Annotated in this window: 25 protein-coding genes; 11 read left to right on the top strand and 14 right to left on the bottom strand. The window is 71.6% G+C overall.

From position 1 onward, the window contains the following. Positions 1-155: 155 nt before the first annotated feature. The 3 genes from CG740_RS17860 to CG740_RS17850 form a co-directional block, all read right to left on the bottom strand. Positions 156-593: an ATP-binding protein gene (locus tag CG740_RS17860; RefSeq protein ID WP_100576157.1), complete on the bottom strand. Its 438-nt coding sequence runs from the start codon at positions 591-593 to the stop codon at positions 156-158. Between the two features lie 95 nt (positions 594-688). Next, the gene (locus CG740_RS17855) at positions 689-1,924 is read right to left on the bottom strand and encodes a PP2C family protein-serine/threonine phosphatase (RefSeq protein WP_100576156.1); all 1,236 of its coding nucleotides are present in this window, start codon (positions 1,922-1,924) and stop codon (positions 689-691) included. Further along, a complete protein-coding gene (locus CG740_RS17850) occupies positions 1,921-3,528 on the bottom strand; it encodes a sensor histidine kinase (RefSeq protein ID WP_100576155.1) in 1,608 nt (535 codons plus the stop codon). The genes CG740_RS17855 and CG740_RS17850 overlap by 4 nt, the downstream gene beginning before the upstream one ends. Before the next feature lie 113 nt (positions 3,529-3,641). Here CG740_RS17850 and CG740_RS17845 point away from each other — a divergent pair, with 113 nt between their 5' ends. Then, the gene (locus CG740_RS17845; protein ID WP_199846491.1) at positions 3,642-4,415 is read left to right on the top strand and encodes a response regulator; all 774 of its coding nucleotides are present in this window, start codon (positions 3,642-3,644) and stop codon (positions 4,413-4,415) included. 92 nt (positions 4,416-4,507) lie between these two features. Here the strand turns inward: CG740_RS17845 and CG740_RS17840 are convergent, their stop codons facing one another. Next, positions 4,508-5,254 carry an endonuclease/exonuclease/phosphatase family protein gene (locus tag CG740_RS17840; protein WP_100576391.1) on the bottom strand — a complete coding sequence of 249 codons (747 nt, stop codon included), beginning with the start codon at positions 5,252-5,254 and terminating at the stop codon, positions 4,508-4,510. Positions 5,255-5,504: 250 nt separating this feature from the next. Here CG740_RS17840 and CG740_RS17835 point away from each other — a divergent pair, with 250 nt between their 5' ends. Next, positions 5,505-5,846: a cyclic-phosphate processing receiver domain-containing protein gene (locus CG740_RS17835; RefSeq protein WP_100576154.1), complete on the top strand. Its 342-nt coding sequence runs from the start codon at positions 5,505-5,507 to the stop codon at positions 5,844-5,846. A 56-nt stretch (positions 5,847-5,902) separates the two neighbouring features. Here the strand turns inward: CG740_RS17835 and CG740_RS17830 are convergent, their stop codons facing one another. Continuing rightward, entirely contained in the window at positions 5,903-6,310 is a 408-nt protein-coding gene (locus CG740_RS17830; protein ID WP_159030321.1) for a hypothetical protein, read from the bottom strand. A 210-nt stretch (positions 6,311-6,520) separates the two neighbouring features. Between CG740_RS17830 and CG740_RS17825 the strand changes: the two genes are divergently transcribed. Further along, a complete protein-coding gene (locus CG740_RS17825) occupies positions 6,521-7,207 on the top strand; it encodes a DUF5701 family protein (protein ID WP_100576152.1) in 687 nt (228 codons plus the stop codon). 80 nt (positions 7,208-7,287) lie between these two features. On the opposite strand, the gene CG740_RS17820 is transcribed toward CG740_RS17825, so the two are convergent. Next, complete coding sequence (locus CG740_RS17820) at positions 7,288-7,701, bottom strand: hypothetical protein (RefSeq protein WP_100576151.1); 414 nt, start codon at positions 7,699-7,701, stop codon at positions 7,288-7,290. Between the two features lie 289 nt (positions 7,702-7,990). Between CG740_RS17820 and CG740_RS17815 the strand changes: the two genes are divergently transcribed. After that, a complete protein-coding gene (locus CG740_RS17815; protein WP_376211753.1) occupies positions 7,991-8,881 on the top strand; it encodes a SigB/SigF/SigG family RNA polymerase sigma factor in 891 nt (296 codons plus the stop codon). Positions 8,882-9,084: 203 nt separating this feature from the next. Here the strand turns inward: CG740_RS17815 and CG740_RS17810 are convergent, their stop codons facing one another. From CG740_RS17810 to CG740_RS17800, 3 genes are read right to left on the bottom strand one after another with little or no spacing between them, the layout of a single operon-like run. Beyond that, positions 9,085-9,555: a hypothetical protein gene (locus CG740_RS17810; RefSeq protein ID WP_234376329.1), complete on the bottom strand. Its 471-nt coding sequence runs from the start codon at positions 9,553-9,555 to the stop codon at positions 9,085-9,087. Positions 9,556-9,615: 60 nt separating this feature from the next. Next, the gene (locus CG740_RS17805; protein ID WP_100576389.1) at positions 9,616-10,353 is read right to left on the bottom strand and encodes a polysaccharide deacetylase family protein; all 738 of its coding nucleotides are present in this window, start codon (positions 10,351-10,353) and stop codon (positions 9,616-9,618) included. Positions 10,354-10,373: 20 nt separating this feature from the next. Continuing rightward, positions 10,374-11,768, bottom strand: a complete 1,395-nt coding sequence (locus CG740_RS17800; protein WP_100576149.1) for a glycosyltransferase — start codon at positions 11,766-11,768, stop codon at positions 10,374-10,376. 176 nt (positions 11,769-11,944) lie between these two features. Here CG740_RS17800 and CG740_RS17795 point away from each other — a divergent pair, with 176 nt between their 5' ends. Together CG740_RS17795 and CG740_RS17790 are read left to right on the top strand one after the other, a co-directional pair. After that, positions 11,945-12,379 (top strand): BlaI/MecI/CopY family transcriptional regulator, encoded by a 435-nt coding sequence (locus CG740_RS17795; RefSeq protein ID WP_100576388.1) that lies wholly within the window; start codon positions 11,945-11,947, stop codon positions 12,377-12,379. Between the two features lie 4 nt (positions 12,380-12,383). Beyond that, positions 12,384-13,388 carry a M56 family metallopeptidase gene (locus tag CG740_RS17790; protein ID WP_100576148.1) on the top strand — a complete coding sequence of 335 codons (1,005 nt, stop codon included), beginning with the start codon at positions 12,384-12,386 and terminating at the stop codon, positions 13,386-13,388. A 189-nt stretch (positions 13,389-13,577) separates the two neighbouring features. Here CG740_RS17790 and CG740_RS17785 read toward each other — a convergent pair whose 3' ends face one another. Together CG740_RS17785 and CG740_RS17780 are read right to left on the bottom strand one after the other, a co-directional pair. After that, a complete protein-coding gene (locus tag CG740_RS17785) occupies positions 13,578-14,267 on the bottom strand; it encodes a TetR/AcrR family transcriptional regulator (RefSeq protein ID WP_234376327.1) in 690 nt (229 codons plus the stop codon). Then, positions 14,264-14,935 (bottom strand): DUF998 domain-containing protein, encoded by a 672-nt coding sequence (locus tag CG740_RS17780; protein WP_100576146.1) that lies wholly within the window; start codon positions 14,933-14,935, stop codon positions 14,264-14,266. Before CG740_RS17780 ends, CG740_RS17785 begins: the two co-directional genes overlap by 4 nt. Positions 14,936-15,107: 172 nt before the next feature. Between CG740_RS17780 and CG740_RS17775 the strand changes: the two genes are divergently transcribed. Beyond that, positions 15,108-15,908 carry an inositol monophosphatase family protein gene (locus CG740_RS17775; protein ID WP_100576145.1) on the top strand — a complete coding sequence of 267 codons (801 nt, stop codon included), beginning with the start codon at positions 15,108-15,110 and terminating at the stop codon, positions 15,906-15,908. A 24-nt stretch (positions 15,909-15,932) separates the two neighbouring features. On the opposite strand, the gene CG740_RS17770 is transcribed toward CG740_RS17775, so the two are convergent. Continuing rightward, a complete protein-coding gene (locus tag CG740_RS17770) occupies positions 15,933-16,490 on the bottom strand; it encodes a quercetin 2,3-dioxygenase (protein ID WP_100576144.1) in 558 nt (185 codons plus the stop codon). Between the two features lie 179 nt (positions 16,491-16,669). Here CG740_RS17770 and CG740_RS17765 point away from each other — a divergent pair, with 179 nt between their 5' ends. The 4 genes from CG740_RS17765 to CG740_RS17750 all read left to right on the top strand — a co-directional run bounded on the left by CG740_RS17765 (position 16,670) and on the right by CG740_RS17750 (position 19,998). Beyond that, complete coding sequence (locus CG740_RS17765) at positions 16,670-17,110, top strand: MarR family winged helix-turn-helix transcriptional regulator (RefSeq protein WP_100576143.1); 441 nt, start codon at positions 16,670-16,672, stop codon at positions 17,108-17,110. 80 nt (positions 17,111-17,190) lie between these two features. Then, the gene (locus CG740_RS17760) at positions 17,191-18,081 is read left to right on the top strand and encodes a YihY/virulence factor BrkB family protein (protein ID WP_385022240.1); all 891 of its coding nucleotides are present in this window, start codon (positions 17,191-17,193) and stop codon (positions 18,079-18,081) included. Positions 18,082-18,156: 75 nt separating this feature from the next. Then, on the top strand, positions 18,157-18,981 hold the full coding sequence (locus CG740_RS17755) for a MerR family transcriptional regulator (RefSeq protein ID WP_100576141.1): 825 nt from the start codon (positions 18,157-18,159) through the stop codon (positions 18,979-18,981). Positions 18,982-19,128: 147 nt separating this feature from the next. After that, positions 19,129-19,998, top strand: coding sequence for an RNA polymerase sigma factor SigF (locus tag CG740_RS17750; protein WP_100576140.1), 870 nt, complete (start codon positions 19,129-19,131; stop codon positions 19,996-19,998). Between the two features lie 116 nt (positions 19,999-20,114). Here CG740_RS17750 and CG740_RS17745 read toward each other — a convergent pair whose 3' ends face one another. Both CG740_RS17745 and CG740_RS17740 read right to left on the bottom strand, forming a co-directional pair. Beyond that, complete coding sequence (locus CG740_RS17745) at positions 20,115-20,564, bottom strand: ATP-binding protein (RefSeq protein WP_100576139.1); 450 nt, start codon at positions 20,562-20,564, stop codon at positions 20,115-20,117. 133 nt (positions 20,565-20,697) lie between these two features. Continuing rightward, positions 20,698-21,045 carry an STAS domain-containing protein gene (locus CG740_RS17740; protein ID WP_234376326.1) on the bottom strand — a complete coding sequence of 116 codons (348 nt, stop codon included), beginning with the start codon at positions 21,043-21,045 and terminating at the stop codon, positions 20,698-20,700. Positions 21,046-21,167: the final 122 nt, after the last annotated feature.

Genomic DNA, 21,167 nt, shown 5'->3' with positions numbered 1-21,167 from the left:
GTGCACTCGGCAGCGGCCGTCGCTGTTGTCGGACGACGTCGAATCGGTGAGCACTATAGGTGTCAATTCACCTGCATCTACGGTGAGTTGCTCATTCCACGCCCATCTGTTCAAGAACGGTCGGTGATGGACAGGCGATGCGCACCCGCTCGGCCCTAACCGCCGCCGACCGCCTCGGGGTGAGCGGGCGTGGGCGGCTGGAAGCAGGCGGTGACGTTCTTGCCCCGGGGGCATGGATAGGCGTACCAGTCGTCGGCCAGGACGTCGATCAGGAGCAGGCCGCGCCCTCCCAGGGCGTCGGCCTCGGGGTCGCGCTGCTCGGGCAGGCGCGGTGAGGCGTCGTGCACGGTGACGTGCAGGCACTCCTCGTCCCAGGTGAGGATCAGCTGTGCCGTGCTGCGGGCATGGACATGGGCATTGGTGACCAGCTCGGAGACGGCGAGCAGCACCGAGTCGACCACGTCCGGTGACGTCCGCGACCAGTCCAGCGTCGCCAGATGCTCACGCGTCCAGTCCCTGGCCTCCTTGACGCTGCTGCTCAGCGGAAGGGAGCGCGCCCATCCCACGGCCTTCAACGACGAGTCCTTCGCCACGGTCTCTCCTCGGTTCGACGGACGGCTTCCTGTCCCGTCTGCCCCGAAAACCGAAGAGCACGTGGGCGGAGCAGGCGGACGGACCGCCCGGCCGGTCAGCCCGGGATGCCTCCCGACGGGCTCCGGGTGGCCGGGAGTGCGGACTTGTTCCAGTCGAGGCGCAGTACGGCGACGTCGTCGGAGTGGCGGCCCGCGTTCAGCGCGGAGGTCTCCTTGATGAGGAAGTCGAGGTGGGCGGCGGGATCCGGTTGCGGAAGCCGGTCGATGAGGCCGACCAGGCCGTCCACACCGAGCCGGCCCCGCGACGAGCCGTTGTGCCCTTCGGTCAGGCCGTCGGTGTACAGGGTCAGTGCCCCGGCGGCCGGGAGCGGGACGACGGTCGCCGGCCAGTTGCTCACCCGGGGGTCGATGCCGAGCGCGATGCCGTGCCGGGCGGTGACTTCGCGGGTTTCCCCGGCCGTGGTGAGCAGGGGCCCGTGGTGCCCGGCCAGATGCAGCTCGGCGGTGGCGGCACCGTGGTCGAGGGTGAGGAGGGCGCAGGTCGCGAAGAGCGGACGGTCGCCGCGTTCGGCCATCAGGATCCGTTCCATCAGCTGGAGGAGCTCCCTGCCGCGGTGGCCGCCGAGGATCAGTGAACGCCAGGCGATCCGCAGGCACACACCGAGCGCGGCGGCGTCGGGCCCATGCCCGCTGACATCGCCGACGACGGCGTGCAGCAGCCCGTCGTCGCCCTCCACGACATCGAGGAAGTCCCCGCCGAGCAGGGCCAGTTCGGTGCCTGGCAGATAGCGGGTGGTCACCGTCACGGTCGACGTCGACAGGAGCGGCTGGGGCAGCAGCCCGCGCTCAAGACGGGAGTTCTCCTCGGCTCGCAGGGTGGCCGCTTGGGTCTGGGCGTTCGCGCGTTCGGTCTGGCTGCGGTAGACGGCGTAGCGGACCGCCCGGTGCAGCAGGTCCGCGTCCACCTTGCCCTTGACCAGGTAGTCCTGCGCCCCGGCGGCCATGGCGTCACTGCCCGCCCGGGCCTCGGACAAACCGGTCAGGACGATGACCGCGGTGTGCGGCGCGGCCGCCCGGACCGCCGCGACCGCCTTGGTGCCGGAGACATCCGGCAGGTGCAGGTCGAGCAGGATGCAGTCGGCCGTGCGCAGGGCCGGCTCGGTGCGGGCGTCGGCGAGGCTCGCGCACGTGGTGAGCTCGAACCGCAGCCCGGTGTCGAGGAGCAGTTCCTCCACCAGAACGGCGTCCGCCAGATCGTCCTCGATGAGGACGACGCGATAGGTCTGCTGCTCCGGTGCCGCGCCGGCCGGGTCCGCCACGAAGATGGTCATGAAACCGGCACCACCTGCGGGGAGCCGGAGCCGGCGAGTTCGGCCGGCCCGGGGCGTTCCGGTGGCTCGGGGGCGAGGGTGAACGTGATGCGGGTGCCGTCCGCGTGGGCGGGGTCGACGGCGATCGTGCCGCCGTGGAACTCGACGATCTTCTTGCACATCGCGAGCCCGATGCCGCTGCCGCTGTAGGCGTCCTTGGTGTGCAGCCGCTGGAAGATGACGAAGACCTTGTCGGCGTACTCGGGGGCGATGCCGATGCCGTTGTCGGTGACGGTGAACCGCCACAGCGCGTCTTCGCGTACGGCCGACACATGGATGCGCGGTGTGATGCCGGGGCGGCGGAACTTGACGGCGTTCCCGATCAGGTTCTGCCACAGCATGCCCATCTGGGTGGCGTCGGCGACTAGGGTCGGCAGCGGATCGTGCGTGATCTCCGCCGCCGCCTCCTCGATGCTGAGGCTCAGGGAGGACAGGGCCCGGTCGAGCGCCCGGCCCAGGTCGACGGCCTGATGGGTGTTGTGGACCCGGCCCACCCGGGAGAACTCCAGCAGATCGTTGATCAGGGTCTGCATGCGGTTCGCGCCGTCGACGGCGAAATCGATGTACTGGTCGGCCCGTTCGTCGAGCTGACCGCCGTAGCGCCGCTTGAGGAGCTGGGTGAAGCTGGACACCTTGCGCAGCGGCTCCTGCAGGTCGTGCGAGGCCACGTACGCGAACTGCTCCAACTCGGTGTTGGACCGCTGGAGGTCCGCCGACTGGGCATCCAGGCGCCTGCGCGCCTCCTCGCTGAACGCTAGCTCGTGCACGAGCCGTCGGCGCATCAGGTCGATCTCGTCGCTCAGCCGCTTCAGGTCGGCCGGGCCGGTGGCCGTGATGGGGTGCGTGAAGTCGCCGCCGGTGATGATGCGCGCCTGGGTACCGAGTCGTTCCAGCGGCTCGTTGATGCCGCGGCGCAGCCCCTCGAAGACCAGCCCGGCCAGGATCAGGATGAACAGGGCGATCGTCGCGAACACCCAGTTCCGCCGGCGCATCATGTCCGCCAGATCGGCCCGTGCCCGGGTCTGTTCGGCGCGCAGGTGGTCCTGCTGGTCGCTCACGGCCGACCGCACCCTGTCGAAGGCCCGCTTGCCCTCCGTGGCACGTTCGGAAGCGAGCGCGGAGGGCGCCCCCGGCGGGGACGCGGCGACCGGCCCCCCGATCCGGGCCCGCCAGGCCTCCATGGCGTCCCGCACGGCCTCGACGTCCCGGAGGCCGGCGCTGTCGTCGTGCAGCAGCTTCGCCAACTGCGCGATGTCCGCCGCCTGCTCGGCACGGCCCTGCCGGTAGGGGGCCAGGAAGTCCGCGGTGCCGGTGAGCCCGTAACCGCGGACGCCGGTCTCCTGGTTCAGGAGGGCCGACTCCAGCCGGATCGCGGTCGTCACCGCGGGAGACTTGACGTCCACCAGGTCCTGGCTGATCGACGCCGTCCGGCCCAGCATCCATGCTCCCGCGACACCGAGCAGGGCGAGGACGGCCAGCGCCCCGGCCATTCCGATACGGAGCCACTGCCGGGTCGTCCACGCCGAGACGCCCCGTCTGCCCGCCCGCTGCTCGTTACCAGCCATCCCCTGAACTCCTCGCTGCGACGACCGCATGGAAAGGTCGCGGCCCGCATACTCTAAAGGCCGATCGACAACGGTTGTTGTCGACTGCCGTACTGGGGCCTAAGGTTCCGGGTATGGCTGGCAAGAACTTCGCACTGCGGACCACACCGCTGGAGACGGCCGCCGTCACGGACGCCGCGATCGGTGCCCTTGCGCGGCGCCTCACAGCTCAACTGCTCGACGCCCCATCATGCCCGGCCCCGGCCGACCCGGAAGAGGCACTGGCGCTCCTGCATGTGCTGGACCAACTGCGAAGCTCGGCCGAGCGACTTCAGCGGGCCGCCGCCACGGCCGCCGCCCGCGCGGGCGCCGGTTACCCGCAGATCGGCGAGGCGTGCGGAATGACCCGCCAAGGAGCCCGCCGCCGTTGGCCGGGGCTCTTCCACCACTCCACCGAAGCACCTACGGAGCAACCGACCATGACCACCCCCGCCCGCGCCTTCGACGTCCTGCTCGTCGAGGACGACGTCGCCGACGCCCTGCTCATCGAGGAAGCCCTCTCCGAACGCGGGGCCCGCAATCTCGTCCAGGTCACGGACGGAGTGGCCGCCCTGGAATACCTGCGGGCCCCGGGGAGCGTGCGCCCGGACCTCATCGTGCTCGACCTCAACATGCCGCGCATGAACGGGCGCGACCTGCTGAAGGTGCTCAAGTCCGACAAGGACCTGCACACCATCCCCGTGGTGATCCTCACCACGTCCTCGGCCCCCGACGACGTCTCCGGTGCGTACGACAGCCACGCCAACGCCTACGTCACCAAGCCGGTGAACCTGGAGGACTTCGAGCAGGCGGTGCAGAACATCGACTCCTTCTACCTCGACACCGCGACGCAGCCGCCGCGCGCCTGAGGGCCCCGGGCCGGTGGATCCGGGTACCGGCCGCCCGGGTGTCCGGCTGCTCGCGGCTCGGGCCCCTCGGGTTACGGCGAGCGGGCCCCGTCCTACGGGGCGGGAACCCGCAGTGCGGCCAGCACGGGCAGGTGATCCGTGGCCGCGCGGAGGTCGCGTTCCTCGACGTGGGGGAGTCCCATCGGCACCCCGCAGCCCAGCACTTCCACGCCCTCGGTCGCGAAGACCACGTCGATGCGCTGAAGCGGATCGCCGAGCCGAGTGGTGTGCTCGCGCCCCCAGGGCTTGGTGGCCCAGCCGTCCTGGAGGGCGTCCGCGAGCAGGCCGAAGGTACGGCCGTCGGGCCGGTCGTTGAGGTCGCCCGCGGCGACCGCGTACGGCACGTCCATGGCCGACAACTGGTCGAGGAGCAGCCGCCCCTGCTCGTAACGCTCCCAGTCCTCCACGCTCAAGTGGCAGCTGAGCACGCCGAGTCGGGCCCGGCCGAACCGCAGGACGGCGGTGGCGAAGCCGCGTTGGTGCAGGCCGGGGGTGCGAGGCAGCAGGACGTCCTCGGTACGCTCGACGTGGGCGCGGAGCGAGCACAGGATCATGGGGCCGGAGGCGGTGGCGCCGCCCGCGACGTAGACGAGCCCGGACGTCCGGGCGAGCCGGGCGGCGGCCTTGCGCCAGCGGAAGAACCGCGGCGCTTCTTGCACGCAGACGACATCGGGCCGACAGGCCGCGATCACCCGGGCGAGCGCCGCGGTGTCGTCACGCATGGAGCGGATGTTGTAGCTGAGCACGCGAACGATCACGGAGCCATCGGCTTCCGTCGTCGATTCGGGTAGGTCCTGCAAGTCCGGCACGCTGCCCCTCTCCCTGCTTCACCTTGCCGCCGCGACGCCACGACGCGACCCGGCGCGTTCTGCGGAACCCAGCCCCAACAAGCAGGCCGGACACCGCCGGAAGGCACCGTAGTGGATTCCCGGCGGCCTCACCTGCGCGGGTCCGGTCGCCCCGTGCCGTGGCACCGGCTCGTGCGTCAGGGCTGGTCCGGAGCGCCGAAACCCGTGGTTCTCGCGGCCGCCCCGCTGCGATGATGATCGGGTGACTCACGACTCCACCGAGCGACGGACACCCATCATCCTCGGCATCGACGACCTCCGGGCGCTGCCCTGGGCCACGCGGATCGCCCGTACCAGCCGCGAAGGCGTTCAGCTCCTGCACGAGCACCGCGACTGCTTCGTCGACGAACTCTGGCTCGACCACGATCTCGGCGGCGACGACAGCATCCTGCCCGTGGTGACCGTGCTGGAAGAAGCCGCGTTCCACAGCCGGCCCTTCCGTATCGGGACGGTCCTCGTGCACAGCGCCAACCCGATCGGCGCCGAGACCGTCGTTCGCTCGCTCAGCCGCTGGAACTACCAAGTCCGGCGGGCAGCGGCCTGATTCCGGCCGGCGGCCGCCGGCCGACGGCCGGTGACGGTGACCGGGGGGCCTGAGCGCTATCCCGCGGCCATGTCCGGGCCGGGCAGGAGCGTCTCGTCCAAGTGGTAGCCGAGTTGCTGTAGTCCGCGCGCGATGGCGACCGCCCGGCGGTGGCGTTCCGCGAGTTCCGGAGACTGATCCGTCTTCTCGGCCGGGCCCGCCCCGGGGTCGGGTGGAGGCGGAGTGGCGTCCTGCACGGCGTCCCAAGCCGCCCGCGCGACATCCGCCGCCGTCCTGTCGTCGATGCGGTCGCTGTCCTGCGCGGCTTCCGGGCGCGCCGCGGTGCCGAGTTCGCTGTCGGGACTCGTCGAACCGTCCGGCCGTGTGGGCGTCGTTCCCCTACGCCCCAAGTACTCCGCGATCGCAAGGCGTGCCTCGCGGATGTCGTTCGATTCATCCGTGCCGCGTTCCGGTTCTGACGTCATGGGACGCAAAATATCGGCGACCCCGGCCGGGCGGCGCGCGCCACGCGCAGCCACCTGAGCGGGAGCGGTACCGGCCAGCGGGGGGCGCCCCCCGGTCCACGGCCCGGCCCGTACGCCCTGCCCCATGACCCGCGAACTCCGTCTGCCGGGAACACTTTGGTGGGCCGTCTCGTTTGTCCTCAGGCCCGCTGCCCCGAACCGAGGAGTACCGTGCCCGATACCTCTCCCACCGCCGTCACCGCGCCCCCGCTGCCGCCGCTCGCGACCCAGGCGGACCGTCTGATCGAACTCGGGGTGCACGAGCTCGCCGGGATTCCCGCCGCCGACCTTCGGGGCTTCGCCGAAGCCGCTCTTCGCGGATCCTCGGCGGGCGGCGGACTCGAAAGCTCCGACGTGCTGCTCGCCGTCCACCCGGACCGCGTCCCCGCCTCGGCCCTCGCGCCGCTGCTCCGCCGCGAGGGCAAGCCCGGGTTCGTGGTCGTCGACATGGCCGACGTCGACCGGTTCGCCCCTTGCGGCGTCGAGGTGCCCGACTCACCGCTCTATCTCGTCACCGGCCTCGATCGCGGTGACCGCCTGGCCAATTGGAGCCCCGAGGAGGCGCTGCCCGCCCTCACCGGCGATGGCCGAACCCCGCTGCTGCTCTCCGAAGGCATCCACTGGCTGCTCCAGCAGCCGGAGATGCTGGAGCGGAACCGCTGCTTCATGACCATCGGCTCCCGGCTGCGCAAGGCGAACGGCGTCCTGGACAGCCGCACGCCGGCGATCTGGATCAGCAACGGCACGGGGCGGGACGGCCGGGACCGGCGCGATGCCCCGAAGATCGGCTGGTGCTGGTGGGGCAACCGCCACACCTGGCTGGGCTTCGCGTCCGCCGTGGGGCGCGGAGGCCAGTAGCCCTCGCTGACGGGCCCTGCTGTGACGTCGGCCCGGGGCCCTGAACACCAGGGCCCCGGGCCACCCCTCCCGGCCGCGTGTCAGCGCACGGTGACGCTGAAGACCGCGGAGGCCGTGCTGCCACTGACGATGCGCAGCTCGTTCTTGCCCTTGAGACCCAGCTTGACGCCGAGGGAGTAGGAGCCGTTGTGGGCGATGGGCGCGGACGCGGGCAGCGTGACCCACTTGCCGTTCTGCTTCTGCTGGAGCGTCACCTTGCTGCCCGCCTTCAGTCCGGTGGTGGTGCCGGTCACGCGGAACAGCTGCCAGGCGCCGACCGACGTGGCCGACGGCTTGGCGGTGATGCCCGCCTTGACGGCAGCGGCCTGCTGAACGGCGGGGGTGGACGCGGCGGGAGCGGAGGCCGCCATGGCGGTGCCCGCGAGGGCGACGCAGGCGGCGCTGAGGGCCCCGACGGTGGCGATGCGAAGGGAGTGCCGCTTGGTGACGTTCATGGTTGTGTCCCTCTCGACATGGAGCATCCGGTTTCGCGCCGAAGGCGAGCTATGCGATCTAAGTGCTCTTGGCGCGGTCTCACCAGGAATGACGGGCCGTTGCCCGAATGCGTTGTCGGCGCTCTGTCACTGTCTCGTAACAGCAGTGCCGGCGGGCTCTCAACCCGCCTGATTCCCCCTCCGCGTCTCCCGTCCCCGTCTCGGGGAAAGCGGGCCGCGGGCACATGGATGTCGGCCGAGCGGGCAGGAGGTGCACACATTGCTTTCCATCAAAGGCGGCACCGTGACCCTGTCCGTGAGCACCGCTGCGACCGATTCCACCCGCCGGGGGACGCCCGGGGGCCAGGATGAACTGCCGTGGATCGAGGACGGCTCCGCTGTCGCTCCCAAGGACGCCCGAGTGCTTTCCAGGCTTTTCCTGGACCGGCTCCAGGTGCTCGAAGAAGGCACGCGCGAGTACCAGTACGCGCGCAACACGTTGATTGAGATGAACCTGTCCCTCGTACGGTTCGCGGCCGGCCGGTTCCGCAACCGGGGCAGTGGCGAGATGGAGGACGTGGTGCAGGTCGGAACGGTCGGCCTGATCAAGGCGATCGACCGCTTCGACCTGGCGCGCGAGGTCGAGTTCACCTCGTTCGCGATTCCCTACATCGTGGGCGAGATCAAGCGGTTCTTCCGCGACACGACCTGGTCCGTGCATGTGCCGCGCCGGCTCCAGGAGCTCCGGTCGGAGCTGGCCAAGGCCAAGGAGTACCTGGCCGTCGAGCTGGACCGCGACCCGACGCCGCGGGAACTCGCCGTGCACCTCGGCCGGGACGAGGAAGAGATCATCGACGGCATCGTCGCGGCCAACGGATACACCGCCGGCTCCCTCGACACGTCAGCCGAGAGCCAGGAGGGCGGGCAGTCGGCGAGCGGCAAGGCCCGTACGCTCTCGGACTTCATCGGCGCCGAGGATCCTGGCATGGAACGGGTCGAGGACCTGAACGCGCTGGGGCCGCTCATGGAGGAACTCAGCGACCGCGAACGCCGCATAGTGAGCATGCGGTTCGGCCAGGAACTGACGCAGGCTCAGATCGGGACCGAACTCGGCGTCTCCCAGATGCAGGTCTCCCGGCTGCTCAGCAAGATCCTTGCGAAGCTCCGCACGGGCCTGGTGGACGACCCCGCCACCGCGTAGTCCGAGCCGCTTGGCCCGGCATGCGCTGTCCGCCGGCCCACTCCGGCAGGATCTTCGTCCTCGCGCTGTCCGCCCGTACGTACGCACCGTGCGTGCCGTATGGCGGTCAGCGCGTTTTTGCGTCCGCGCCCGCGTCGTCCATCACCCTCGGCGCGCACGGGATCCTGAACAGGAACAGGGCGGCTGCGGGATGGACGCCGGCGTCACCGCTCACCATGTGTACAGGCAGGGCCGGTACGGCCGGCCGGGATGCGCATGCGTCGCAGGAGGTCGCGTCGGCTGCGCAGGGTCCGGGTGCTGCTGCGCCAGGTGATGCCGGGGTGGCGGGAGCGCAGGTGGGACAGTGCGCGGGTGTCGAGGCCGGTGCGGTGGAGGGCCTCGTCGATGTCGATGCCGGTGATCATGCCCTCGGCGCACTGGCCGCAGGTGCGGTAGTGGATCTGGCCGACGACCCGGCGAATGTGGACCAGGAGCAGCCGTTCCTCACCGGGGCCCGGGGCGCCCGGGACATGGGTGGAGAGGAACTCGATGTCGCGGTAGGCGAAGAGCCTGCGGCGAAATCGCCGGCCCAGCACCCTGCGGCGCCGGTGCCGCCCTGCCTGAGAGGACGCCTCCTCCACCACGGGGGCAGGCCGGTGGAGGACGCTCGTAGGACGTGCGTGTAGTCCGGACATGGAACCCGGGTACCCAGCGGACGGAGCCTGACTCGGGGCCGCCGTCGTCGGCGGGTGTGTTCAGCGATGCGGCTGTGCCGGAGCGGTACCCCCCGCCGGCATGCCGTGGTCGCTCAGCCTTCCCACCTGAAAGCCGCGCTCCTGGCAGGTGTCGAGGATGCGGGGCAGCGCGCCCAGGGCCGAGCGCCAGGCGCCGGGGGCCGAGGTGCAGTCGGAGTCGTGGAGGAGGATGGTGCCGCCGCCCGTCAGGTCGCGGGTGACGGTGCGGTGGACGGACTCCGGGGTGGCGCGAGCCGTCCAGTCCTCGCCCCAGCACGTCCACAGCACCGGTGTGAGGCCGAGCCGATGGGCGGCGAGGTGAGCCGAACCGGACATGACTCCGTACGGAGGCCGGAAGAGCCTGGGCCGCTGCCCGGTGATCGTCGCCACCGTGTCGCGGGCGCGGGCGAAGTCGTCGTACGTGGCGCGCGGGCCGCGCAGGAGCAGGGGGCGGTGCCGCCAGCCGTGGATGCCGATCTCGTGACCCGCGGCTGCGATCTCGCTGACCAGGCCGGGCGAGCGGTGCACCTGGGTGCCGAGCAGGAAGAAGGTGGCGAGTGTGTCGCGCCGGGCAAGTAGCTTGAGGAACAGGGGAGTTGAGAGGAAGTCCGGCCCGTCGTCGAAGGTCAGGGCGACATGGTCCGGGCGGCCCACCCCCGCGAGCCGGGGCAGCACGCGGTTGCGCAGTGGCCCGAACGTCGAGATGACCGGCGCCGTGTGAACGGCGGCGAGGGCGGGCAGCGTGGCCAGGGCGGCCATACGCAGGGAGCGGGCGAGGCTCACGAGTGACCACCTTCCGGGTGGGCACCCTGGTGCCCGGCGAAGTCGTCCAGATCGAGGCCGTGGCCGATGGTGCGAGCGAGGACGGGTTCCCCGTACGAGGTGGCGACCGCGGTGCCGACGGCGCCGGCCCACACGGCGCACGCGACCACGCCGGTCACGGCGAGCTGACGGGACGCGCGGCGCCGGCGGCGTGGAGCGGCGGGCGGCACGGCGGCTTGGTGCAGGCCGGCCCGGTACACGCGGGCTATCTCGGCCGCCGGACCTTCGTCCGCCGACTGGGCGAACAGCCCGAGGCCCGCCGCTCGCCGATCGGGCCCGAGCGGCCCGTCGATCAGATCGTTCAGTACGGACTTGAGGTCGGCGGGATTCTCGATCCACACCGCCGCACCCGCCTCGTCCAGGGCCGCGGCGTTGGTGAGTCCGTGGCCGGGTATGCAGCGGTAGCTCGCGACGGGCAGCCCCGCGGCGAACGCCTCCAGGGAGGTGAGGCCGCCCGCGTTCTGGACGAGGACGTCGGCGGCGTGCATCAGGCCGGGCATGTCGTCCACCCAGCCGTAGACGTGCTCGATGCCGTCGGCCCGCAACTGGGCGGCGAGCGTCTCGTTCCGGCCGCAGACCACGACCGGTACCGCGGCGCCGCAGTCGTGCACCTCCCGCGCCACCTGCCGGACCGGGCCGACGCCCCAGGATCCCGCGACCAGGAGGGCGAGCGGGCTGTGCGGCGGGAGTCCGAAACGGGCCCGCGCCCGAAGGCGTTCCCGGCGGTCGCACGGCCGGAAGCGCGGGTCGGCGACGGGGCCGCTCACCCTCACGTCCAGGGCGCCGGCGGACCGCGCCTGGCGGGCGGGCACGGCGTGGGCCGCGAGGTGGACGTCCACGCCGTCCGCCACCCACAGGGGATGCACCGAGAAGTCGGTGAGGTAGGTGAGGACCGGGACGGTCAGCCGCCCGGACCGGCGCAGATTGCCGAGCACTCGGCTGGCTCCGGGATAGGTGGACACGACCGCACCCGTGCCGGGGCGGAGAGCGCCCAGCACGCGGCTCTCCGCGGTGCGCAGCAGTGCGCGCGCCACCGGACCGCCGCCTCCGGCGCGCTCGGTGCCGGCGTAGATGCGCTGGTAGGCCCACGGCGCCCGGACGAGCAAACGGTGGTAGCCCTCCTGGACTGCCCGGCCGAAGCGAGCGGGCAGCAGGTCCAGGAGGTCGTAACGGTCGACGGTGAAGCCGTCGGCCATGAGGCGGCGGGCCAGCTCGGCGGCCGCTCCGTCGTGCCCCGCGCCGATGCTCGCGGAGACGATCGCGATCCGGCCGGAGGGGGCCGCCTCGCCACGCGGGCGCGGCGGGGGGCCCGCGGGCGCGGGCCGGGTGAGAGTGCGTCCGGCTTGGGGCATGGGTGGTCCTCCGCCCATCGGGAGAGCGCGCCAACTCTACAAGATGTAGTAGTTCGCAGGTCGAAGCCCGGAGCATACCTCCTACAGCTAGTAGGAGATGCTCGGGGTAGCCTGACGGCTCGATCGGAGACGCGCGATCGGACAGGGACGGCGAAGGGTGACGGGAGGCGGTGGCGGTGAACGGCCCGAAGAGGGAAGAGCCTGCCGGGTCCGGCAGGCGGGCACGCGGCGCGCTGGAGAGCGATGTGCTGGCCGCACTGTGGGCGGCCGACGGCCCGCTGACGGCCCGCCAGGTGATGGAACGGCTGCCGGGCGAGCTGGCCTACACGACCGTCCTCACCATCCTGTCCCGTCTCCACGACAAGGCCATGCTCGTACGGCAGCGGGAGGGGCGCGGCTACGCCTACGCACCCGTCCGGGACGAGGCGTCGCACACCGCCCGCCGTATGCGGTCCGTCCTTGAGGAAGGCTCCGACCGCGAGGCGGTACTGGCACGCTTCGTGTCCGAACTCTCCGCCCAGGACGAGGAGTTGCTACAGCAGCTGCTGTCCGGGCACGACGTCGGGGACGTCGGGGACGCCGGGGGCGAACGCTTCGACGGCGGACGGTGAGCCCGTGCTGATCAGCGTCTACATACCGTTCGTCGTCACGACCGTGCTCACCGTGCTCGCGCCGCGGATGGCGCGCAGGCTCACCCCGCGGCCCGCCGCATGGGCCCTGGCCTGCGCCGCACTCGTCACGGCGGCCGGCTGGGCGGGCTCGCTCGCCCTTCTGGCGTTCACCGGCATCGCGCAGATCCCCCAAGTCGCGGCCGAGGGCCACTGGTCGGCGGCCGCGGTGCGCGCGCAGGATCCCGTGTACGTCACCGTCGCGGTCGCCGGGGCGCTCGTTCTGGCAGTCGGCGTAGGCAACTTGAGCGTGGCCGCCTTCCGCCAGGTCCGCCAGATCGTACGGTTCCGCAAGGAGTGCGCCGAACTGCCCGGCGACACCGAGCTGAGCGTGCTCGACGACGACGCCCCGCTGGCCTTCGCCCTGCCCGGCGCGCCCGGCCGGATCGTCGTGTCCCGAGGGATGCTACGCCGGCTCGGCAATGAGGAACGCGCGGCCCTGCTGGCACACGAGCGGGCACATCTGCGCGGCAGGCACTACCTCTTCCTCGGCCTGTGGCAGCTCACGGCCGCGCTCAACCCCTTGCTGCGCCCGCTGGCCAAGGCCGGCGCCTTCGCCCTGGAACGCTGGGCCGACGAGGAGGCCGCGGTACGGGTCGGGGACCGGGCGGTCGTGGCCCGAGCCGTCGGGCGGGCCGCCCTCGCGTCCGCCGGTGCGGGGAGCCCCGGAGTCCTCGCGGCCACCGGCGGTGAAGTGCCGCAGCGGGTAAGGGCGTTGCTCGCGCCGCCCCCCGCCCGCCGCAGCCTGCCCTTCGCGGCGGGCGCCCTGCTGCTGGCCGTGTGCTGTGCGAGCCTGGCCAACGCCGCCTCGGACAGCGACGAACTCGTCGACAGCGCGAAGCGGGTGCGGTGCGCGGAACTGCTGGGGGCGACGGCCGCGCAGCCCACAGCTGCACCCCGGCCCGCGTCCGCCTTCCACTGCGGCCCCCACCACGGCGAACACCGCTCCTAGCGCTCCACCGCTCCCGGCTGCCGCGGCCCACTGCTCCTGGCTGGTGACCGGCCGCCGCGCCGCGCCCTTCCCGGCTGCCGACTGGCCGCCGCGATCCGCCGTTCCCGGCTGCCGACCGGCCGCCGCGGCCCGGCGCCCGTTGTGACGCCTCCTCCGCGGCCCCGGTGCCGTCGGGGGGATCCGAGCCGGCTACGCCCGGCCGCTTCGGCCGGTGTCCTCCGCCGGCCGGGTGGTGGGCTCGGGCCAGGTCCGTCGGATCTGGGCGTCGGTCATCGCCGAGGTGTGTGCGGCGGGGCCCTGGCGCAGGCCGAAGCCGAGCAGCAGGACTTCGGCGTAGCGCCGCCAGGCGTCGGGGGCGATGCCGTGGGTGCGGTCGGCGACGGCGCCGATCATGTACAGGAAGGCGTACACATCGGCGCTCGCGAAGTCCTCGCGCACCGCGCCGGCCGTGACCGCGTCCCGTACCAGGGCGTCCACCTGCCGGCCGAGCTCGTCCCGCATGCGGGCGATCGGCTCCGCGTCGGTGCCCGCGTGCGCGAGGACGGTCTCCAACGCACGGTCTTCGGCCCGCCATTGGGCCGCTTCCAGCAAGTAGTGGCGCAGTGCCTGTCCTGGATCGGCGTGCTGCCCGGCCGCCGCCGCGAGTCGCAGGAACGTCGTGAACCGTTCCGTGAACAGCGCGTCGATCAGGGCCTGGAGGTCCGGGAAGCGCCGGTACACCGTGCCGACTCCGACGCCGGCCTCGCGCGCGATCTCGTTGAGGGTGACGAGTGACCCCCGTCGCGCGATCAGACGCTCCGCCGTCCGCATGATCAGTCGGCGGTTTCGTTCCGCGTCCGCTCGTAGCGGGCGCTGCGGCTCGTGGGGCTCGGGGGTCACACCGCGACATTCTCCACCACGCCGGGCCGGCGCAGCTGCCCGGCCAGGAGCAGGACCCCCGTCACGGAACTCCACAGCAGCCACGAGTAGACACCGCCGCGCTCGAACACCCCGGCCGTTCCGGCCGAGGCCCCCACGAACGCCTCGCTGAGCAGTCCCGACGCGCCGACCACGATGCTGAAGACGCGGTAGGCCACCGGGAGGCCGAGGGAGCGCAGGGATCCGGCAATGATCGCCAGCGCGTTGGCGCACAGGATGCCGACCGCGGCGCCTCCACCGTGGATGGCCAGGCCGACGCTCACCCCGCCGCGCGACCCGTGGAACAGCCCGACCAGCACCATGCCCACCCCGTGCGCGAGGGCGAGGGCGACGACGACGCGCCGGGTGCGCCCGGCGACCAGCCGGGCGAGCAGGACGATGCCGAAAGCGAACAGGATTCCTTCGGCGATGAAGGACGCGTTCATCAGCGCATGGTCCGGCGAGCAGATGTCGCGGCCCTGGAACTGTGTGCCGCAGTCGGGTACGCCGAGGTCGCTGATGTAGTTGGCCGCGTAGCTGTAAGGGGGATGGCTCCAGGCCGCCGCGGCGACGGCTTCGCTGACCACCCACTGCACGGCATTCACCACAACGACGGCCGCTGCCAGGGGAAGCCGGACTCTGCGCGGCATGGGCGCTCCACTTGGGTCGTCGGGGATCGGTCGGCGAACTGTGAAGACTGTAGCACTAAGTGGATAGATCCATCCGCTTAGGATTCGCGGCGGGCAGGGCCCCGTCGCGGCAGGACCGCGAGCGATCCACTGGCCCCGGGCCCGGGCGGGCCGCCTCGGTAGTCTGCGCGGCGTGATCAATACATACGGGAACGCTGACGACGCCGCGGTCGCGATAGCCGGGGCACGGGCCGGCGCGGATGTGGTCCGCGGGCTGTACGGCCGACGGCTCGACCGCATCGACAAGGGCGCGGGAGACTTCGCCACCGCCGCCGACGTGGAGGCCGAGCGGGCGATCCTCGCCGTCATCCGTGCCGCGCGCCCCGGTGACGCGGTGCTCGGCGAGGAAGGCGGGCAGCAGGGCGCCGACGGCGCCGTGCGCCAGTGGTTGGTGGACCCTCTGTGCGGCACGCTCAACTACGCCGCGGGCAACATGCTGGTGGCGGTCAACGTGGCGCTGCGCGGCGGCGCGGCGGCGGTGGCGGACCCGTTCGGCGGCGAGACCCTCTTCACCGACGGGGCGGGCGCGTGGATGCGTCAGGACGGAGTCGACGACACCCCTTTGACGCCCTCGTCCGCGACGCGCCTCGTGGACGTCAATCTCGATCCGCCGTTCCCAAGTGCGCCCGGATTCCGTGCAGTTGACCTGCTCGCCCACCCCGCATTCATTGAGCGCTTCCGCCCGCGGGTCGTCTCCACGACCCTGGCGCTCGCCTGGGTCGCGGCCGGAAGGCGCGCGGCGTACGTGACCGATGGCGGCGATCTCTCCGGAAGCGTGCACTTCGCGGCCGGGGTGGCGCTGTGCCGGGCGGCCGGGTGCGTCGTCACCGGGATCGACGGCGCGCCGCTCGGCGCGTCGGCGCGTGGGTTGCTGGCCGCTGCCGACGGGGAAACCCACGCGCTGCTGATGTCGATGATGCGCGGCCGAACCTGACGGGGTGGCCCCGACGTGCTCCGGTCAGTGCGTCAGCCACTGATGGTCCGGCAGGAACCGTACGTCGTACCGCTCCGGCACCGTGGCGAACTTCTCGGGACCCGGAATGACCGGCTCCGGCGGGAGGCCGTGCTGGGTGGTCGGGGCGCCGAGGTTCTCGAAGAACCGCTCGAACGTGCCGCCCGGTCCCGCCGCGACACCGACGACCTGGCTGTGATGGCGCTCCATGCGGTAGGCGTGGGCGCAGTTCTGCGGTACGAAGCCGAAGTCGCCCGGAGTGAGCAGCTTCTCCTGCTGATGGCCCTCGGTGTCCTCGACGAACAGCCGGACCGCGCCCTGCGTGACGTAGAAGACCTCGTGCGTATCGGGGTGCAGATGGGCCGGGATCAGATCACCCCTGGGGCCTTCGACGGTGAAGAAGTTGAAGGCGTTCCCGGTCTGCTCCCCACCCGCGTAGACGGTGATCAGATCGCCGAAGAGGTGGGCCCGGTCGCCCTCGCCCTTCTCGATGAAGTACGGCTTGGTCGGATCGTCGGGTATCCGCGATGCGCTCCGGTAGCGGGTGGCGTACTCGATGGTCATGCCGTCTCCTCGATCGACTGCCGACAGGAATGTCAGGCAGCCTGACATTAGAATGGGTGCGCGGGCAAGCGGGACCGCGGTCGGGCGGCTGGGTGTGGAACCCGGACGGGCGGGCCCGCGGCTGAGCCGACCCGGCCTTCCTTCAGCCCTGCCCGTGTCGCCGAAACCGTGAGGACCCCATGGAATCCACCCGCCGGAGCCTGCCCCAGCTGCTGACCGACGCCAGGCGCTGGTTCGAGGACGGACTGCTCAGCGCCATGGAGGCAACGGGCGCCACACCGGTGTCGCCGACCCAGGCGCAACTCTTCGCCGTCCTCGACGACCACGGCACCACCGTCTCCGAACTGGCGCGGCGCACCGGGGTGACCCGCCAGACCGCACACCAGGCCGTGCACGGCCTGGTGAACGCCGGGCTCCTCGTCCAGCTGCCCGATCCGAGCTCCGCCCGGCGGCGGCTGATCCGGCGCACCGCCGAAGGCGAGCGGGCACACCGACAGGCGACCGCCATCCTCGACCGGCTCGAAGGCCAACTCGCCGAGCGGATCGGCAAGGGCGCGGCCGACGCGCTGCGCGCGGCACTTGAGGCGCCCTGGGGCGAGCCGCCCGCTTCGGCGCGTTGACGCGTCGAACAGCGCATGGAACAGACTGTGGGGGCTACTCGAAGAGCCACGCTCCCATGCATGAAAAGAGAAACAGGCACGTGCCTTCACCGTCCCGTTCAGCCGCCCTCGGTCGCCCTCGCCTCGCCGCCACGGCCAGGCGGCTGCGTACCGCGCTGCGCGACACCGCCGTGGCCGTCTGGAACGACAACCTGTCCGACTGGGCCGCGTCGCTCACCTACTACGCGCTCCTCGCCCTGGTGCCCGCGCTCCTGGTCACGGTGTCGGCGATCGGCCTGGCCGCCCCGCAGGCGACCGGCCGGCTCATCGACGACCTCACCGCCTACGCACCGGCCCAGTCGGCAAGCGCGCTGCGCGACGCGCTCCGGCAGATGACCGCCACCCAGTCCACCGTGTGGGTCCTGGTGGTCACCGGCGCGGTGAGCGCCCTGTGGTCGGCCTCCAGCTACCTCGCGGTGTTCCGCCGGGCGCTGCACGCGATGCACCAGATGCCCGACACCCGGCCCACCCTGCGCAGGGCCCACACGATCGTCGCCACCGCGCTCCTCCTGCTCGCCCTGCTGCTGACCGGCTCGGCGGTGATCGTGCTCTCGGGTCCGGTCGCCCGCCGGGCCGCCTCGCTGGTGGGAGTGCACGGGAACGGCGCATGGTCCGCCCTGCGCTGGCCGGTGCTGCTGTGCGTCGTGGCGGTCCTGGTGCTCATGCTCTTCCGGACCGGCCCCGCCGAGGCGAGGGGCGTTCGTCGCGGACTGCCCGGGGGAGTGCTGGCCGTGGTCCTCTGGTACACGGCATCCGCGCTCTTCACCCTCTACGCGAGCCACATCGCCTCGTACACCCGGCTGTACGGTTCGCTGGCCGGTGTGGTCGTGTTCCTCATCTGGCTCTGGTTCACCAACCTCGCCCTCCTGGTCGGCGCCCAGTTCAACGCGAGCCGCAGCCGACTGCCCCGGGTGGGCCGCGCAGCGTCCTGAACCGGTCGGGCATCGAGCCTGCGGGTGGCGGCTGTTGACCCTCACACCGTGTCAGGCGCTCAACTCGGAGACATCATGTTCACCATCGGAGACTTCGCCCGGCACGGCCGCGTATCGGTCCGGATGCTGCGTCACTACGACGCGACCGGTCTGCTGCGCCCCGCCCACGTCGACCCGGCCACCGGCTACCGCTACTACACGGCCCACCAGCTGGCCCGCCTCAACCGCGTCATCGCGCTCAAGGAACTCGGCTTCACCCTCCTCCAGGTCCGGGCGATCCTGGAGGAGGCGGTCACCACCGAGGAACTGCGCGGCATGCTGCGGCTGCGGCGGGCCGAGTTGGAGGAGGCGGTGGCCGCGGCGACGGGACGGCTGGTCCAGGTCGAGGCGAGGCTCCGGTCCATCGAGAGCGAGGGCCGCATGGCCACCCATGACGTCGTCATCAAGAGCATCCCCGCGATGAGGGTCGCGGAGCTGACCGCGACCGCCGAGAGCTTCGAGCCCGAGGACATCGGCCCGGTGATCGGACCGCTCTACGACGAGTTGTTCCGACGCCTGGACGCCGCCGGCATCGCACCCGCCGGACCGGGGGTCGCCCACTACGAGGACGCTCCGGAGAGCGACGGCCGGATCATCGTCCACGCCGCGGTCCACGTCTCGGCGCCCCTCCGGGACGACGGTGCCTTCCGGGTGCTCGACCTGCCGGCCGTGGACCGGGCGGCGACCATCGTGCACCGCGGCTCCATGGACACGGTGCTGCCCGCCGCCCAGGCGCTGGCCCGCTGGATCGACGGCAGCGGATACCGGGCGACCGGGCTTCCCCGCGAGGTCAACCTGGAGTGCCCGGACAACCGCGACGACTGGGTGACCGAACTCCAGGCACCCATCACCGCTGATTGAGCCAGCGCCGCCGCGCACCGACGGCGATCTCTTCGCTCGTTGGAGTGAACGCAGGCATGGATGCAAAATACGGGGGTAATCGGGCCGCGTCGACGGCGGCGTAGGCTCGGCGACGGCAGTCGGCTTCGTAAGGCGGGAGGGGTGGTCATGGCGCTCAGCGGCGCGACGGCGACGGCAGGATCCGGTACGGACACGCGGGCGTGCGAGTCGGCCGGGCTGCCGCGTGTGGCCGACGCCTCCCGCCTGGCGCCGAAGGATGCCCGGGAGATGTCCCGGCTGTTCTTCGACCGGCTCGCGCTCCTGGAGGAGGGGACGCCCGAGTACCAGTACGCGCGGAACACGCTGATCGAGATGAACATGTCCCTGGTCCGCTTCGCGGCCGGCCGTTTCCGCAGCCGCGGCGACCAGGACATGGAGGACATCGTTCAGGTCGGCATGATCGGCCTGATCAAGGCGATCGACCGCTTCGACCTGTCCCGCGAGGCCGAGTTCACCTCGATCGCCGTTCCCTACATCACGGGCGAGATCAAGCGGTTCTTCCGCGACACCACCTGGGCCGTGCACGTACCGCGGCGGCTACAGGAAGCCCGTGTGCAGCTCGCGCGGGCCACGGAGGAACTGCACAGCAGGCTCGGCCGCACTCCGACGGTGCAGGAACTGTCGGACCTGATGAGCCTTCCCGAGGAAGAGGTGCGCGAGGCGCGCATCGCCTCCAACGGCTACAACTCCGCCTCGTTGGACGCCACCATCGGCGGCAGCGAATCCGGTGAAGCGGTCCTGCGGGACTTCATCGGAGCCGACGACCAGGCGCTGGAACTGGTCGAGGACTTCCACTCGCTGGCTCCGCTGCTCGCCGAACTCGACGAGCGGGACCGGCAGATCATCCACCTGAGGTTCGTCGAAGAGCTCACCCAGGGGCAGATCGGTGAGCGTCTCGGCATCTCGCAGATGCAGGTCTCCCGACTGCTCTCGCGCACTCTCGCCCGGCTCCGCGACGGCATGCTCGCCCAGCACTGACGAACCGGAACCGGCGGCCGCCCGGTATCGGAACGGGCAGGCGGCGCAAGCCAGTTGACGGCTTCGACCCAGTTGACGGCTTCGACAGGGCGGCCGACTCCAAGGTGGCGCAGAGGTTAGGCGGAAGCCGCGCCGAGGCGGAGGTGGGCGATGATCTGCTTGCCGTCGTCCAGGGGAACGGTGTGCAGCCGCTCGCACAGGCGGGTGACCAGGATGAGGCCGTGCCCGCCGATGCGCCGGGGGTTCGGAGTCCGCGGTTCGGGCGGGTCGGGACAGCCGTCGCGCACGGTGATGCGCAGCAGAGCGGCGTCCGGCAGCACCTCCAGAACGAGCTGCCCCGGGCCCGGCGCATGGCGCAGCGCGTTCGTCACCAGCTCGCTCACGACGAGCTGGGCGTCCTGTGCCGACCGTCCGTCGGGCTCGTGCCCCGCCCGGACCAGCAGGGTGCGTACGGCCGCCCGGGTGTCGGCGATCGACAGCTCTGTCGTCTTCCAGGCCGCGCTGTAACGCAGAGACGCCGTGGAGTCCTCCGTGCCCGATGCGCGATTCCTCAGCGGGGTGACCATAGAGCTCCTCTTACGGGTCGTCGTCGGTCCTCGGTCTTCCATTACGGGACTTCACTACTGGCTGTCGTCACTAGTGGTTGTCCTTCGCGCAAGTTCGCTTACCCACTGTCGTCCCATCCATGAGGCCGAGGTGCTAGCTGATCGGAGCGGGGCCGGTGTCGGCGATGGTGAAGTAGTCGTGCATGCCCGTGACGGCGAGCAGCCGGGTGACGGCAGGCTGGAGCGGGCCGACCAGGATGAGGTCGCGGCCGTCCGCCTCGTGCCGACGCCTGGCGTTGAGCAGCGCCCCCAGAAGCATGCTGTCACCGAAGGTGACCTGGGTCAGATCCACCGCCGTCGTGGGCAGTGCCGCGCGGTCGGCCGCGTCCCAGGCGGCCTGGAACGCCTCCGCGTCGTCGTAGTCCATCTCGCCGCGCACGGTGATCAGGCAGACCTGCCCATGCTGCGCGACGTGCACTTTCTCCTCGAAGGCCGCATGCATGGTGCCATCCTCACATCAGGGCCAGACATCGGACCAAACCCCTCTCGCCAGCCAGTTTCTGCCTCGGAGTGCCCGGGAATGGACGGCCTATTCCTCCTCCGGGGCGAGGTGACTGCGGGTGA

It is taken from the genome of Streptomyces sp. CB01201 (assembly GCF_002803085.1).
GTDB lineage: Bacteria > Actinomycetota > Actinomycetes > Streptomycetales > Streptomycetaceae > Streptomyces > Streptomyces hundungensis.
This window is presented reverse-complemented; position numbering and strand designations above follow the sequence as displayed.

Coding starts and splice junctions, on each gene's coding strand:
- CG740_RS17855 (WP_100576156.1), bottom strand. CDS start 1,924: ATGACCATCTTCGTGGCGGACCCGGCCGGCGCGGCACCGGAGCAGCAG.
- CG740_RS17850 (WP_100576155.1), bottom strand. CDS start 3,528: ATGGCTGGTAACGAGCAGCGGGCGGGCAGACGGGGCGTCTCGGCGTGG.
- CG740_RS17845 (WP_199846491.1), top strand. CDS start 3,642: ATGGCTGGCAAGAACTTCGCACTGCGGACCACACCGCTGGAGACGGCC.
- CG740_RS17830 (WP_159030321.1), bottom strand. CDS start 6,310: ATGACGTCAGAACCGGAACGCGGCACGGATGAATCGAACGACATCCGC.
- CG740_RS17820 (WP_100576151.1), bottom strand. CDS start 7,701: ATGAACGTCACCAAGCGGCACTCCCTTCGCATCGCCACCGTCGGGGCC.
- CG740_RS17810 (WP_234376329.1), bottom strand. CDS start 9,555: ATGTCCGGACTACACGCACGTCCTACGAGCGTCCTCCACCGGCCTGCC.
- CG740_RS17805 (WP_100576389.1), bottom strand. CDS start 10,353: ATGGCCGCCCTGGCCACGCTGCCCGCCCTCGCCGCCGTTCACACGGCG.
- CG740_RS17800 (WP_100576149.1), bottom strand. CDS start 11,768: ATGCCCCAAGCCGGACGCACTCTCACCCGGCCCGCGCCCGCGGGCCCC.
- CG740_RS17780 (WP_100576146.1), bottom strand. CDS start 14,935: ATGCCGCGCAGAGTCCGGCTTCCCCTGGCAGCGGCCGTCGTTGTGGTG.
- CG740_RS17770 (WP_100576144.1), bottom strand. CDS start 16,490: ATGACCATCGAGTACGCCACCCGCTACCGGAGCGCATCGCGGATACCC.
- CG740_RS17765 (WP_100576143.1), top strand. CDS start 16,670: ATGGAATCCACCCGCCGGAGCCTGCCCCAGCTGCTGACCGACGCCAGG.
- CG740_RS17755 (WP_100576141.1), top strand. CDS start 18,157: ATGTTCACCATCGGAGACTTCGCCCGGCACGGCCGCGTATCGGTCCGG.
- CG740_RS17750 (WP_100576140.1), top strand. CDS start 19,129: ATGGCGCTCAGCGGCGCGACGGCGACGGCAGGATCCGGTACGGACACG.
- CG740_RS17745 (WP_100576139.1), bottom strand. CDS start 20,564: ATGGTCACCCCGCTGAGGAATCGCGCATCGGGCACGGAGGACTCCACG.
- CG740_RS17740 (WP_234376326.1), bottom strand. CDS start 21,045: ATGCATGCGGCCTTCGAGGAGAAAGTGCACGTCGCGCAGCATGGGCAG.